At 66.3% G+C, this 13,692-nt stretch carries 12 protein-coding genes and 2 pseudogenes; 6 read left to right on the forward strand and 8 right to left on the reverse strand.

Annotated features, from left to right (window positions below; translation table 11 throughout):
• Positions 1-81: 81 nt before the first annotated feature.
• From EDD41_RS05500 to EDD41_RS05515, 4 genes are all read right to left on the reverse strand, one after another.
• The gene (locus tag EDD41_RS05500) at positions 82-861 is read right to left on the reverse strand and encodes a WecB/TagA/CpsF family glycosyltransferase (RefSeq protein WP_123576872.1); all 780 of its coding nucleotides are present in this window, start codon (positions 859-861) and stop codon (positions 82-84) included.
• Positions 862-1,064: 203 nt separating this feature from the next.
• Positions 1,065-2,198, reverse strand: coding sequence for a UDP-N-acetylmuramate dehydrogenase (locus EDD41_RS05505; RefSeq protein WP_123575215.1), 1,134 nt, complete (start codon positions 2,196-2,198; stop codon positions 1,065-1,067).
• Positions 2,195-2,611 (reverse strand): MaoC/PaaZ C-terminal domain-containing protein, encoded by a 417-nt coding sequence (locus EDD41_RS05510; protein WP_123575216.1) that lies wholly within the window; start codon positions 2,609-2,611, stop codon positions 2,195-2,197. Before EDD41_RS05510 ends, EDD41_RS05505 begins: the two co-directional genes overlap by 4 nt.
• Complete coding sequence (locus EDD41_RS05515) at positions 2,608-3,057, reverse strand: FAS1-like dehydratase domain-containing protein (RefSeq protein WP_094763844.1); 450 nt, start codon at positions 3,055-3,057, stop codon at positions 2,608-2,610. The genes EDD41_RS05510 and EDD41_RS05515 overlap by 4 nt, the downstream gene beginning before the upstream one ends.
• A 210-nt stretch (positions 3,058-3,267) precedes the next feature.
• Between EDD41_RS05515 and EDD41_RS05520 the strand changes: the two genes are divergently transcribed.
• The 3 genes and pseudogenes from EDD41_RS05520 (at position 3,268) to EDD41_RS05525 (ending at position 5,154) form a co-directional block, all read left to right on the forward strand.
• Positions 3,268-3,759: a YncE family protein gene (locus tag EDD41_RS05520; RefSeq protein WP_148060481.1), complete on the forward strand. Its 492-nt coding sequence runs from the start codon at positions 3,268-3,270 to the stop codon at positions 3,757-3,759.
• 353 nt (positions 3,760-4,112) lie between these two features.
• Positions 4,113-4,493 (forward strand): annotated as a pseudogene (locus EDD41_RS18110) (hypothetical protein); the annotation flags it as partial.
• Positions 4,494-4,545: 52 nt separating this feature from the next.
• Positions 4,546-5,154: an esterase-like activity of phytase family protein gene (locus tag EDD41_RS05525; RefSeq protein WP_148060482.1), complete on the forward strand. Its 609-nt coding sequence runs from the start codon at positions 4,546-4,548 to the stop codon at positions 5,152-5,154.
• A 123-nt stretch (positions 5,155-5,277) separates the two neighbouring features.
• Here the strand turns inward: EDD41_RS05525 and EDD41_RS17420 are convergent, their stop codons facing one another.
• The 3 genes and pseudogenes from EDD41_RS17420 to EDD41_RS05535 form a co-directional block, all read right to left on the reverse strand.
• On the reverse strand, positions 5,278-6,150 hold the full coding sequence (locus EDD41_RS17420; RefSeq protein WP_245995725.1) for a glycine betaine ABC transporter substrate-binding protein: 873 nt from the start codon (positions 6,148-6,150) through the stop codon (positions 5,278-5,280).
• A 96-nt stretch (positions 6,151-6,246) separates the two neighbouring features.
• Positions 6,247-7,071 (reverse strand): annotated as a pseudogene (locus EDD41_RS17425) (ABC transporter permease); the annotation flags it as partial.
• Complete coding sequence (locus EDD41_RS05535; protein WP_123576874.1) at positions 7,068-8,282, reverse strand: quaternary amine ABC transporter ATP-binding protein; 1,215 nt, start codon at positions 8,280-8,282, stop codon at positions 7,068-7,070. The gene EDD41_RS05535 and the pseudogene EDD41_RS17425, both read right to left, overlap by 4 nt.
• A 262-nt stretch (positions 8,283-8,544) precedes the next feature.
• On the opposite strand from EDD41_RS05535, the gene EDD41_RS05540 reads away from it, so the two are divergent.
• The 3 genes from EDD41_RS05540 to nhaC all read left to right on the forward strand — a co-directional run bounded on the left by EDD41_RS05540 (position 8,545) and on the right by nhaC (position 12,330).
• A complete protein-coding gene (locus EDD41_RS05540; RefSeq protein ID WP_123576876.1) occupies positions 8,545-9,246 on the forward strand; it encodes a response regulator transcription factor in 702 nt (233 codons plus the stop codon).
• Complete coding sequence (locus EDD41_RS05545) at positions 9,243-10,559, forward strand: HAMP domain-containing sensor histidine kinase (RefSeq protein WP_123575220.1); 1,317 nt, start codon at positions 9,243-9,245, stop codon at positions 10,557-10,559. The genes EDD41_RS05540 and EDD41_RS05545 overlap by 4 nt, the downstream gene beginning before the upstream one ends.
• Positions 10,560-10,827: 268 nt before the next feature.
• Entirely contained in the window at positions 10,828-12,330 is a 1,503-nt protein-coding gene (nhaC, locus tag EDD41_RS05550) for a Na+/H+ antiporter NhaC (protein WP_123575221.1), read from the forward strand.
• Positions 12,331-12,334: 4 nt separating this feature from the next.
• Here the strand turns inward: nhaC and EDD41_RS05555 are convergent, their stop codons facing one another.
• On the reverse strand, positions 12,335-13,588 hold the full coding sequence (locus EDD41_RS05555; RefSeq protein WP_123575222.1) for a DUF2254 domain-containing protein: 1,254 nt from the start codon (positions 13,586-13,588) through the stop codon (positions 12,335-12,337).
• Between the last annotated feature and the right edge of the window lie 104 nt (positions 13,589-13,692).

Below are 13,692 nucleotides of genomic sequence, written 5' to 3' on the forward strand. Positions count from 1 at the left end.
ACCCGACATCCCCGGCGTCACCCGTAGGTGCCACCAAGATGAAAAGTGTAGGCGCTTTGCCCCACCGAGTCGAATCGAGACTCAGCGGGAACGCTTGAGACGCCCGATCGCTGCACTCGACACCAGACGAAGAGCATACGGCACGTCATCAACCAGATAACGACGCGCGAGCCGTCGTGGTTCCTGGAAGAGGCGGTGCAGCCACTCGGCGCCGATGTCCTGCAGCACGGGGTGCGCCCGCGGAACCTCCCCGGCCGCCATGTCCAGCGCCCCGCCGCAACCCATGAACCAGGTCTTCGGCAGGTGCTCCAACAACTGCAGGGCCACCCGCTCCTGCTTCGGGAAGCCCAGGGCGACGAAGACGAGGTCAGGCGCCGCAGCCTGCAGCCGGTCCAGGAGTCCGGTCATGTACTGCTCGTCGGACTCGAAGCCCTTGGGCGGGCAGTCGGTGCCGACGATCTGGAGCCCCGGGTTCTGGCGCACGAACTCGGCGCCCGCCCGCTCCGCCACACCGGGCCCTGCACCCAGCAGGAAGACCCGCCGCCCCTGCACGGCCGCCTCTTCGGAGAGGTGCCAGACCAGGTCCGCACCGGTGACCCGCTCGGGAAGCGGGGTGCCCTGCAGGTGCGAGGCCCAGACCAGAGGCATCCCGTCGGCGACCACCACGGTGGCCTTGTCCGCGAGGTCACCGCTCTCGGGCTGGCTGAGCTGGTACATGATGTCCACATTGGCCGTGAGCAAGAGCCCACCGCGTCCCGCGTCCAGCTCTGTCATCACGTGGTCGACGGTCTGGCGCCAGGAGATCGGACTGATCCTGACGCCGTCGAGGACCACCGTGTGGCCCTGCCGCTGCTTGTCCATCTTCACTCCCCCGAGTCTGTTCCGACGGATTCGCGTCGGGGTGTCACCCTGCTCATGAAACCGCTTGGTCCACCAGCCTACGGGACGGGCGAGCTGGAAGAACCTCCTCAGGCGGCCACCCCACGGATCTGGATCAGGCCTTCTTCAGCCCCGCCCAGCAAGAAATCCCAGTGGTTGAATGGCTTGTGGGAGGGTGGTTGGTCTCACTCGTCCAGGGAGCAACCCACCAGGACCGGCTCGGGCAGCAGGACCACGTGGAATCGCTGGGACACGCCGTCGCGAATGGTTCGGGCGAGCTCCACAACGTCCGCCGTACGGGCCTCGCCCCGGTTCGTGAGCGCCAGCGTGTGCTTGGTGGACAGGCTGGCTCGCGGACTCACCTGAAAGCCCTTCGGGAAGCCCGCGTGATCGATCAACCACGCCGCCGATGACTTGATCCGGCCGTCTGGCTGTGGGAAGCGCGGCGCCTCGGGAGGCAGGGCGGAAGCCTGTTCCGCATCGAGCAGCGGGTTGGTGAAGAAGCTGCCGGCACTCCACGTGTCATGGTCAGCCGGATCACTGACCATGCCCTTGCCGCGACGAAGACCGAGCACTGCCTCGCGGACCGCACGGATGGGGGCCCGCTGCCCCACCTCGAGGCCCAACCGGGTGGCCAGCTCCTGGTAGCGGATCGGGGCGGACAGGCTGCCCAGCTCCAGTTGGAAGATCACCTCGAGGACGACATAGCGGCCCGTCGGGCCTCCCTCGGGCATTCGGGTCTGCTTGAAGACCGAATCCCGGTAGGCAAAGCCGCACTCCCCATTGGTGAAGGTGCGGTACTCCCCCGTGACGCGGTCCAGGGTGCGCACCCGGTACACGGTCTGCGAGACGTCGCTGCCATAGGCGCCGACATTCTGCACCGGAGTCGAGCCCACGAGCCCGGGGATCCCGGACAGCGTCTCGATGCCGAACCACTCCTGCTCGACGGCGTGTTGCACGAAGTCATCCCACACCTCGCCTGCCGCCACGGTGACCACCGCCCCGCCGCACCCGGAGACGTCGGCGCTGATGCCCCTGGTGGCGACCTTGACCACGGTGCCGTCGAAACCCGCGTCGCCGATCAGGAGATTGGAACCTCCGGACAGCACCAGGAGCGGCTCGCCGGCCCGGTCCGCTGCCCTGACCGCCTCGATGAGTTCCGCCTCGGTGGTGGCGACCACCAGCTTGCGTGCCGGACCGCCCAGCCGGAAGGTCGTGTGTTCCCGCAGCAGTGGTGAGGAAGTCCCTGCCTCCTGACCGGAGTCCAGCTCCACGTGCTCCGTGCTGCAGCTCTCCTGCGTCTCGAACGGTTCGATCACAGCCTGACCTCCACCTTCACGGCTCCCAAGACCTTGTCGTCGCCACAGATGGCCTCCAGGTTCACAAGTGCCGTGCCCTCGGCAACCTGCGCGACGGATCCACCGAAGCGCACCAGCAGGCCCTCGTCGTCATCGGGGACCTGGATGGGGCGAGTGAAGCGCACGAAGTAGGACTGCACGCGGGAGGGGTCCTCGCACCAGTCCGTCACGACGCGCAGCGCAGTGCCCATCGTCCACATGCCGTGCGCAACGACGCCGGGCAGTCCGATGGCCCGGGCGTGCCGGTCACTGAAGTGGATCGGGTTCAGGTCCGTCGAGGCGCCGGAATAGCGCACGATGCGCTCGCGGGTGATGTGCACCTCGAGGGAGGGGAGCTGGTCCCCGACAGCAACGGTGGACGGGTCGAAGCTCATGCCTGCTCCTCCTGCTGCGGACGGGTGTGGATCAACTGGCTGCTCGCGGTGCACAGCGGCTCACCCTGGACGGTGCTCAGCGCCACACTGATCGAGACCATGTCCGTGTTGCCGCGGTTGCGGACCTTGTCGATGGTCAGCTGCGCGACGACATCGTCGCCCTCCCGCAGCGGACGGACCCAGTCGAAGCGCTGGTCCGCATGCATCGTGCGCATCAGGGCCAGGCCGAGTTCCTCGTCGCCGAAGAGGGCATCCCAGGCCTGGGCGCCGATGACGATGGCGAAGGTGGGCGGCGCCATGGGGTTCTCACCGGCATAGGCGGGATTGGTGTCGCCCCCCTCGCTGCCACCGAGCGCGGCCGCGAACTCGGCGATCTTGGCGCGACTGATGCGGTAGGGGGCAGTGGGCGGATAGCTGCGTCCGACGTGTTCCGGAGTGATCGGCATGAGGGCAAGGCTACCGGTGCCTCCTCGCCGCGTCGTTCACCGTGCGAGCCCCTGTGCGTCGCCCGGGGTTCACCGGCCAGTGGTTGGCTGGCCGCCGGTTCCATGTGCCCGCCCCCATGCCGGGTACACCCCCACTGGGGCCGACCAGACCACACGCCCAGGAGTTCCTGTGTACCCCCACTCTTGCACCGCGGCCTCGGCATCGCCGCTGTGACCGCCCTGACCTGCGGCATGGTGGCCGCCCCCACGGGGAGCCTGATGGTCTTCGACCTGACGAGCAGCAAGCTCCTTCGCGAGATCGACCTGGGCGGCCAGCCCGACTCCATCGACATCAGCCCCGACGGGGAATGGGCCGCCATCGCCGTCGAGAACCAGCGCGACGAGGAGTTCACCCCCGAGGGGCTCGACGAGGGTGCCCTCCCGCAGCTCCCCGCCCGCTTCCTGGCCTCGATCGACCTGCGTGGTGAGGTGGCCGACCGGCAGGTCAAGCGCACCGAGCTGACCGGGCTGCAGGGCATGATGGCCGCTGACGATCCCGAGCCCGAGTACGTCAAGTTCAGCCCCGACGGCAGCCGGGTGCCCCCACCCTGCAGGAGAACAACCACGTCGCCATCATCGACCCGCGCGGCCAGAAGGTGCTCAACCACTTCAGCGCTGGCACCGTCACCGTCGACGGCGTGGACACCAAGAAGGACGGCGTGATCGACCCGACGGGCAGCATCACTGCACCGCGCGAACCCGACAGCATCGGCTGGGTGGATGGCCGCCACGTCGCGACTTCCAATGAGGGCGCCTGGTTGGGCGGCACTCGCGGCTGGACCATCTTCGACCCCCACGATGGCAAGGTCACCTGGGATGCCGGCAACAGCCTGGAACAGCAGGTGATCGCCAACGGCCACTGGCCCGAAGGGCGCGCCGCGAAGAAGGGTGTGGAGCCGGAAGGCCTCGCCGTGGCCACCTTCAACGGCCGGCGCTACGCCTTCGTCGGGTCCGAACGCGCCAATGTCGTCGCCGTCTACGACGTGACCCGGCCCAGCAAGCCCCGCTACCTGCAGATGCTGCGCTCCACCAATGGCCCCGAGGGCCTGTTGCCGGTGCCCTCGCGCAACCTCCTGGTGGTCTCCAGCGAGGTGGACAAGGCCGAGAAGAACATTCGCGCCACCTTGCAGACCTACCAGTTCAGCCGCAAGGCCAAGACGGCCTACCCGCAGTTCACCGCCACCGATGGCATCGCCTGGGGTGCACTGGGCGCGCTGACCGCAGACCCGAAGAAGCCAGGCAGGCTGTGGAGTGCCACGGACGCCGCCTACAAGGACACCAGCATCCTGGGGATCGACGCCAAGGGCTCGCAGGGCAAGGGCAAGAAGGCCAAGCCTGCGCGGATCACCCGCGAACTGCCGGTCACCAAGGACGGCAAGCAGGCCTGCTACGACGTCGAGGGCATCTGGCTCAAGCGCGACCGCTCGGGCTTCTGGCTGGGCATCGAGGGTGCCAAGGCCCCCCGAGAAGATGCTCGTCGAGACCGATGCGAAGGGGGCCGTGCTGCGCGAGGTCAAGCTGCCCGAGGGCTATGCCGCCAAGCTCGGCAAGCAGGGCATCGAGGGCGTCACGGGGACCCGCGACGGCAAGGTGCTCTACGTCGCCATGCAGCGCGAGGCCAAGGGCGAGGATGTCACCCGGATTGGCTGTTACGACGTGACGACCGGCCAGTGGAGCTTCTACGGCTACCAGCCGCAGGCCACCGACGTGAGGGGCGACTGGACTGGCCTGAGCGAGATCCACCTCGTCGACGAGAAGACCCTGGCGGTCATCGAGAGCGACAAGCCCAACGGCCCCGACGCCCGCATCAAGCGGATCTACACGGTGAAGATCGACGGCGAGGGAGTCGCCGAGGGGCAGGAGCTGCCGCTGCTCACCAAGAAGCTTGCCGTCGACGTCCTCCCCCACCTGCAGGCAACCAAGGGCTGGACGCAGGAGAAGCTGGAGGGCATGACCGTCGACGCCCGGGGTGACCTGCACGTCATCACCGACAATGACGGCGTGGACGACAACAACGGAGAGACCGTGTTCCTCAACCTGGGCCATGTCCTGGGCTGAGTGCCCCCGGTTCTTCCATCAGACACAGAGAGGGGTTCCCGGCCCATTGGGCCGGGAACCCCTCTCCCACGATGTTGGACGAATCCCGCGGTGTTGATCACAGTGCAGCCGGGGCTGCACGGATCACTTCTCCACGGCAGGAAGCACATCCGGATTCTTGGCCAGCCAGTCATCGACGGCCTTGGGCTCCTGGCCCTCCGGGTACTTGTTCACCACGGTGTCCTCCAGGGAGTTGTACTCCTTGTCGTCCAGCTTGACCTGGCTGATGTACTCAGCCGCCTCCGGGAACTCGTCGGCAAAGCCCTTCTTGCCCAGGAAGTGCAGTCCCTCGGCCTTGCCGAGAGCGCCCTTGGGATCCTCGAGGTCTCGCATCTCGAACTTGCCATTGGCCCAGAAGGGACGCCACAGGGTCACCACGATGTCGCGCTTCGCGGCAGTGGCCTTCTGGACCTCCGTGAGCATGGCGGGCGTCGAGGAGGTGACCAACTTGTATTCGTCCAGCCCGTACTGGGGGATCACCTGGGTCTTGGTGGCCTTGGTCAGACCGGCCCCGGGTTCGATGCCCACAATCCGGCCACCGTACTGACTGGACTTGCCCTTCAGGTCCTCGATCGACTTGAGCTTTGAATAGCTGGGCACGGCCAGGGTCAGCTTGGCCCCGTCGTAGTAGGTGCCGATGTCATCGATGTTCGACGAGTACTTCTTCATGTAGTCCGCGTGGGTGACCTCGGGCCAGGCGGACGGGTAGAGGTCGACGTCGCCACGGTCAAGACCTGCGTAGAGCACTGCCGCATCATTCATGCCCGTGAGCTCCACCTTGTAGCCCATCTCCTCGAGACGGTTCTTCAGCAGGAAGGCGGTGCTGCGACCGTCGCTCCACGAAGGGATGTAGCCAAAGCTGATCGTGCCCTTGGATCCGGGCTCGTCCGCGCCGTCCGCCGCATTGTCGTAGATGGAGAAGCCCGCGACCAACGCGAGCGCGACCAGCGGTACCACGAGCTTGCCGAACCACCCCAGCCCGGTCTTGCCATGGGCAGCGCGACGGCTGCGCAGGTGGCCCAGCAGCGAGGAACCGTAGTCCGCCGGCTGGCCCAGGGCATTCGTGATGCGATCCAGGTAGATGGCCAGGAAGACCACCGCCAGGCCGGCTTCCACACCGAGGGAGATGTTCAGGGTCGAGATTGCCGTGACCACCTGCTTTCCCAGACCATCCGCACCGACCATGCCGGCAATGACGGCCATGGACAGCGAGAGCATGATGACCTGGTTGATGCCCGCCATGATGCTGGGCATTGCCAGTGGCAGCTGGATTCCCTGCAGGATCTGACGCGGGGTGGCTCCGAAGGACTCTCCCGCCTCCACGGTCTCCGCGTCGACATTGCGAATGCCGAGCTCGGTCATGCGCACGCCTGGCGGCAGGGCAAAGATCAGCGTCGAGATGACACCGGGTACCACGCCGATACCGAAGAAGGTGATGGCAGGAATCAGGTAGACGAAGGCTGGCATCGTCTGCATGAAGTCCAGGATTGGCCTGAGCACTGCGCTCACCGCCCGGTTGCGCGCAGCCCAGATGCCGAGTGGCACGGAGATCAGCACGGCGAACAGTGTGGAGATCAGCACCAGGGAGAGGGTCTGCATGGACGTCGTCCACTGCCCCATCGACCAGATCAGACCGAAGAAGGCGATGCTCCCCAGCCCGAGCTTCCAGCTGCGCACACACCACGCGATCAACGCGAGGGCGAGGATCATCACTGGCGTCGGGACTGCGACAAGTGCCCCGGCCAGCAGGTCGACCATCCATTGGACGACGTTGGTGATGACCCGGAACAGCCCTGCCCAGTTGTCAGTCATCCAGTCGATGCCGCCGGAGACCCAGTCTCCGAGCTTGATACGCGGAACAGTGATCTCCTGGATCATGCCTCGCTCCCTTCCTGGTCGTGCGATGCGGTGTCATCCGGGTGGCCGACTGCCGTCAGCAGGGTGACACGCGGGATCACGCCGACGAAACGCTTGTTCTCATCCACCACCACCAGCGGTGACAGATGCTGCGCGGACCGGGCAAAGAGGTCTGCGATGGGGGTGTCCGCGGACACCACAGGCATCTCGTGCCGCTGCGACCACGGCAGCTCGGAACGGTCGTCGCGAACCGCCCGGGCCACGTCCTCCTCCCACAGCACACCCAGGGGTGTGCGATCGCGACGCAGCACCACCAGCCACGGCACCTGCGACTCGCGCATCAGTTTGTGCGCGGTCCTTGGGCCCTGCTCGCCGCCCAACACCGCAGGAGGCTGCTCGGCGATCGAACCGGCGGTGAGCACCTTGGCCCGATCCACGTCCTGAGTGAACTGGGCGACGTAGTCATTGGCGGGGTCGTTGAGGATCTGCTCCGAAGTTCCGATCTGCTCGATCCGCCCGTCGCGCATCATCGCGATCCGGTCGCCCAGCCGCATCGCCTCGTTCAGGTCATGGCTGATGAACAGGATCGTCTTGCCCAGGTTCTGCTGCAGTTCGAGCAGTTGGTCCTGCATGTCGCGCCGGATCAGCGGGTCGAGCGCGCTGAATGCCTCGTCCATCAACAGGATGTCCGTGTCGGCGGCCAGCGCACGCGCCAGCCCGACACGCTGACGCATGCCACCGGAAAGCTGACTCGGCAACGAGCCGCCCCAACCGTCGAGACCCACTTGTTCGAGAGCCCAGGCGGCGCGTTCCTCACGTTCCGCACGCCCCACGCCCTGGATCTCCAGCGCATATGCCGCGTTCTCCCCCACCGTCCGGTGCGACAGCAGGGCAAAACTCTGGAAGACCATCGAGACCTTGTCACGACGGACGCGACGCAGCTGCTGCGCGGACATCCTGCTGATGTCCTCCCCCTGGACCTCCATCACCCCGGATGTGGTCTCCAGCAGGCCGTTGACCATGCGAATCAGGGTGGACTTGCCGGAACCAGACAGGCCCATCACGACGAAGATCTCACCTTCCTCCACTTCGAAGGAGGCGTCGATGACGGCAGGGGTGAGGCCCTCGTCTCGCAATTCCTCCCGTGAGGTGCCCGAGCGCAGTCGCTCCACCCCTCGCTCCGGATTACGCCCGAAGACCTTGTACACGTTCTCGGCCCTGATCGCAGTCACTCCCGACCTCCCTGTGGCCATCCGGCCGTTGTCGTCGAGGTTGCACCCTGCCCGGTGCAGCCAGGACATCGGGCAGGGTGCGCCCCATGGGATTCCTCGCAGCTGTGCCAACCACCACGGCGCGCCGTTGGACCGTGGCCACCACGAGACGATTCCAGCTTCGCATCCGTACCTTGCGGACAGCTTGCGATGCCCTTCCTGCTCCGTGACAACCACCACTGCACTTCGCCCGTCAGGTGCGACGAGTGAGATGATCCGGAGCATGGCACGAATCTTGGTGGTGGAGGATGATGATGGGATCCGCACCATGCTGGGCATGGCCCTGACCGACGAGGGGCACGATGTCACGGAGGCACCCAGTGCCGAGATGGCACTGGTGAGACTGGGCGCCAACACGCCGGAGCTGATGCTGGTGGACCTCATGCTGGGCGGAATGAGTGGGCTCGACTTCATCCGCCAGGCCCGCAAGGTGACCACTGCCCCCATCCTGGTTGTCAGCGCGCTGGGAGATCCGAGCACCACGGTGGAGGCCTTCGAGCGCGGCGCCGATGACTACGTGACCAAGCCCTTCGACCTCGAAGTGCTCTCGGCTCGATGCCGGGCGGCGCTACGCCGCGCCAGCCGTTCTGAAGATCCACAGGAGGCAGCGCAGCACCAGGTCCTGGACGCCGATCGTTGCGTCGTGCTCGACGTTCCGGCCGGACGTCTGACCATGGGTGATGAGGAGGTACACCTCACCGACACCGAGTTCCGGCTGCTCGCCCACCTCGGTACACACCCCGGGCGAATCGTCTCGCGTGAATGGCTCCTGCGTGAGGTGTGGGGTCATCGCCTGGTGGTCGACGACGGTCGGCTGGTCGACGCCCACATGAGCCGGCTGCGCAACAAGGTGGAACGCGATCCCACCCGCCCCACGCTGATCACCACCGTGCGCGGCCAGGGCTATCGCCTGGATCCCCAGTGACGCGTCTTGGCCTGAGAGGGCGACTGGCCCTCGCCTTCTCCGTCGGCGCCCTGGCACTGGCCTCCCTCCTGTCCGTGGGTGCCTGGACCGTGACCTCGCAGATCATGTTCGACCAGCGCATGCAACTGGCGCAGCAGCAGGGGCAGGTGATGTCCTTCCGCATCCCGGATGATCTGGCACAGGCCGACACCGCCTTCGACTTCCAGGAACCACTGGGCACGGACTGGTGGGTCAAGACCAACCAGCACACCTGGTCATCGTCCACCACCGACTTCCGCGAGCCACCCCAGCCATCGGTTCGGGAACAGCAGTCGCAGTGGACAAGTGTTGGGGGCGAACGCGCCGCCGCAGTGTGGACACCCGCCGACGAGCCCGGTGTCTGGCTGCTGGAGGTCACCGTCACGCGAGAGCTCAACACCACTCTGGAGACCTTGCGCAAGGTGCTCATCGGATGCGCCGTGCTGGTCACCGCCGTCGGGGGGCTGTACGGCCACGTCTCGGCGCGGCGTGTCCTGCGCCCACTGGAACAGATCGGCGCCACGGCCACGGCGATCGCCACCGGCCGGCAGCACGAACCTCTGAGCAACAATGACCCCGAGCTTGCCGAGATCATCGGCGCCTTCAACGACATGGTGGCCTCCCTGCAACGCCGCATCGAACGCGATGGCCGCTTCGCCGCCGATGCCGCGCACGAGCTCAAGTCACCGCTCACCACGCTGGTCGGGTGCACGGAGTTGCTGGTACGCCGGCGCGACCAGTTCGACGCCCGGACGGCCGTCACCGTGGACCTGCTGCAACAGGAACTCGTGCGATTCCGCGCGGTCCTGGAGGACCTGTTGGAACTGGGGCGGTACGAGAGTGAGGACTCCACCACCCTTGAGTGCGTGCGACTGGCACCTCTGGTCGCCGCGCACCTGGCCGGACGCGACGTGAGGGTCGAGATCCCCGCGGACCTGGAGGTGCTCGGCAACCCGCGCCTGCTGTCGCGAGCCATCAGCAACCTGATCAAGAATGCCGATCTCCATGGCCGCGGGCTGGTGGGCATCAGCGCTCGGCACAGCGGTGGCCACGTCGCGCTCAATGTCGATGACGCCGGGCCCGGCGTACCCCTGGCTGAGAGAGAGCTCGTCTTCGAGAGGTTCAGGCGGGGTGGGGCCCGGGGAAACCTTCCCGGGAGCGGGCTCGGGCTCAGTCTGGTGGCCCAGGCTGCGGCCAGCTCGGGCGGCTCCGTGCGATGCACTTCCTCACCCCAGGGCGGAGCACGCTTCGTGATGACCCTGCCAGCGCCCCCGGCGAGCGAATCCCTCAACTGATTCCCGCCACCACCGAGTGCGGTCGTGACGGAGTCGCAACACAACGTCACAAATCGTCACAATCGCCTCTGACCAGTGGCCATCACCGGCGGCCACCACCACGGGAGCACGCTTTGCGGGGCGTCGGGAGAAGGCTCCCACAAGCCCAGATACCCTGATTGCCCGGTGGAAGGAACTGCCAGTGTGTCGCGGCACCACGCTCGACGCATCCCAACGGCCCCGTCCCCGGAGCTGCCCCGGGCGTGACGACCACGAGCCGAAAGGCATCATGACCACGAATGACGACGAACTGACCACGCAGCATGAAAGACTCCCTAGCCTGGGAATGGCGATCCTGCCGATCGTCCTCACACTGGGCGTGCTGGGTCTGCAGATCTTCTACTACCAGGACTTCTCCCCACACATCCCGCTGCTGATCGGGATCGCCCTGACGGGTCTGCTGGGAGCCCATCTGGGCATGAAGTGGCTGGACGTGAGGGCCGGCATCTTCCACGTCATCCACGTCTCGATGCCCTCTCTGGCCATCCTGATCATCGTGGGCCTGCTGATCGGTGTGTGGATCGCGTCCGGTACCGTTCCGACGTTGATCTACTACGGGCTGACCATCCTGTCACCCAAGATCTTCCTGCCGGCCGCCATGCTCGTGTGCGCCCTGGTCTCCATCTCGCTGGGCACCAGCTGGGGCACCGTCGGCACTGTGGGGCTGGCGCTGATGGGCATCGGCGCTGGTTTCGAGGTGCCGATGGTGTGGACTGCCGGGGCTGTCGTCTCCGGCGCCTTCTTCGGCGACAAGATGAGCCCGCTGAGTGACACCACCAACCTCGCTCCCGCAGTCACGGGCATCACGGTCTTCGAGCACATCCGCAACATGATGCCCACCGCCATCCCGTCGATGTTGATTGCCCTGGTGATCTACTCCATCGCCGGCTGGAACATGGTCGGGGATGGCGATGCCTCCTTCGAGACCATCACGGTGCTCACCTCCACCTTGCAGGAGAACTTCGTCATCTCACCGATCACCCTGCTTCCCGTCGTCGTGGTGTTGGGCCTCGCCTTGGCCAAGAAGCCACCGCTCCCCTCCCTCTTCCTGGGCGGTGTGATCGGCGGCATCATCGCGATGGCCATGCAGGGTGCTGGGCTGCACGACGTCTTCGTCTATGCCCAGGATGGCTACACGATCGCCTCCGGCAATGACGACATCGACACCCTGCTGAACCGTGGTGGCATCCAGAGCATGATGCGGACCATCTCGCTGATGTTGCTGGCCCTGGGCTTCGGCGGCGCGCTGGAGAGCACGGGAGTGCTCGAGCGCATCCTCACCGCGGTGATCTCACCCATGAAGCGATTCGGTTCCCTGCAAGCCACCGCAATCGGCACGGCCTTCGCCACCAATGTCGTTGCTGGCGACCCGTACATCAGCATCGCGCTGCCCGGCCGGATGTATGCACCGGTCTATCGCGGCCTGGGCTACTCGACCAAGAACCTCGCACGTGCCGTCGAGGAGGGTGGCACCATGATGAGCCCGCTGATTCCCTGGAATGCGGGTGGCGCCTTCGTCATCACCGCGTTGGGGCTGGGGATCATGGACGGGCATCTGGAGAACCTGATGTACATCCCACTCTCCTTCGTGTGTTGGCTCTCCCCGGTGATCGGCATGTTCTACGGCTTCACCGGCCTGTTCAGCCCCAGGGCGACCGATGAGGAGAAGGCGGGATGGGCCGAGAACGACGAGAGCGTCAAGGACGTCGAGCTGGAGCTCGAGACCGCCTGAGTGCTCACTGGCCGGGCCACTGCCCCCGCACCACCTGCTGCTGTCGCTCGACGGTGGCTCGGTGCGGGGGCAGCGCCGTGCGACGCACGTCGGCCAACAGTTCATCGAGGCGACGACGCAACCGGGGGTCCTCACGGCCGTAGTGGGCAATTTCCTCGGTGGCAAGCGTCAGCATCCCCGCCAGCGTCGGCTGGGGCCGATGGACGCGCACCACGCCGTCCACGTCCGCCAGATGGCAGGCCGGGTCCCGCCGCGCCGCAACCGCCTTCAGGATTCGCTCCAGCTCGTTGACCACCTGGACGGCAGTGGTCGGGTCGTTGACGCCCGAGGAGAGGGCACGGTCGGCGATGTCAACCAGTTGTCGAATGCCGAAGTCCGGATCCTGGCGAAGACTGCGATCAGCGCCCAGACGCACCGCGGCATTGATCTGTGAGCAGAGGTCCTCACCGTCTCCCCAGACCAGGGCAAGAGGCTGCCCCTGCGTCAGGAACTCCCCAGGACTGACCGCGAGCTCAATCCGCAAGTCGTGCTCGTGGGCCAAGGAGACCAGGGCCTGTTCGTCCACCTCGACGACGTGACCGTGACGCCCGTCCAGTCCGACCTCCTGCGGATCACCCGACACCCGCCAGTCGCCCCTGCGCACCTCGGAATCGGCCTCAGTGAAGATCTTCTCCACCAGAGCCGTGGTGCGATCGCCCAGACGACTCACCACCTCGGAAACCTGGATCATCGAGGTCACCCGGTGGATGAAGACCAGGAACTGCCCCATCGACGCCAGCACCAGGACGTAGGCCAGCGAGACTGACATCGGGGGCACGAAGGCAGTTTGGCCGTCGAAACCGCCCCGCACCTCGCGCAGGACCGTGAGGGCGTACACGAAGGATCCGATGAAGATGCCCAGGGTGTACTGCGCAGCGCGGTCCGACAGGAATTCCTTCAGCACGCGCGGAGTGAACTGGCTGCTCGCCAGCTGCAACACCACCATCGTGATCGAGAAGACCAGCCCCGTCACCGAGATCATGGCCCCCGCGATGGTCGACAACACGCTGCGTGCACCGTCCGGGCCACCGGGGAAGATGAAACGCCATTGCGTCGGGAACAGGGCGTCGAGGCGCGGCAGCCCCAGACCCACTGCGAAGGAGATCAGTGTGACCATCGCGGGCAGGGCCCAGAAGTGGGATGTCAGGCGTTGCCAGGCTGTGGTCTGGGGGATGCTGTGGTGCTCGTCGCGCAGCGGCACGTCAGGGCTGGTCGACATCTGCCCATTGCATCACAGACACCATGGCCGTCCGTCCCACGCGGGCACAAAGAGCGACCGGCCGCCATCCCGAGGGATGACGGCCGGTCCAGAAGAACAGTTGC

The sequence above is a fragment of the Luteococcus japonicus genome, from assembly GCF_003752415.1.
Lineage (GTDB): Bacteria > Actinomycetota > Actinomycetes > Propionibacteriales > Propionibacteriaceae > Luteococcus > Luteococcus japonicus.

Coding starts and splice junctions, on each gene's coding strand:
- nhaC (WP_123575221.1), top strand. CDS start 10,828: ATGACCACGAATGACGACGAACTGACCACGCAGCATGAAAGACTCCCT.
- EDD41_RS05555 (WP_123575222.1), bottom strand. CDS start 13,588: ATGTCGACCAGCCCTGACGTGCCGCTGCGCGACGAGCACCACAGCATC.
- EDD41_RS05510 (WP_123575216.1), bottom strand. CDS start 2,611: ATGAGCTTCGACCCGTCCACCGTTGCTGTCGGGGACCAGCTCCCCTCC.
- EDD41_RS05500 (WP_123576872.1), bottom strand. CDS start 861: ATGGACAAGCAGCGGCAGGGCCACACGGTGGTCCTCGACGGCGTCAGG.
- EDD41_RS05540 (WP_123576876.1), top strand. CDS start 8,545: ATGGCACGAATCTTGGTGGTGGAGGATGATGATGGGATCCGCACCATG.
- EDD41_RS05515 (WP_094763844.1), bottom strand. CDS start 3,057: ATGCCGATCACTCCGGAACACGTCGGACGCAGCTATCCGCCCACTGCC.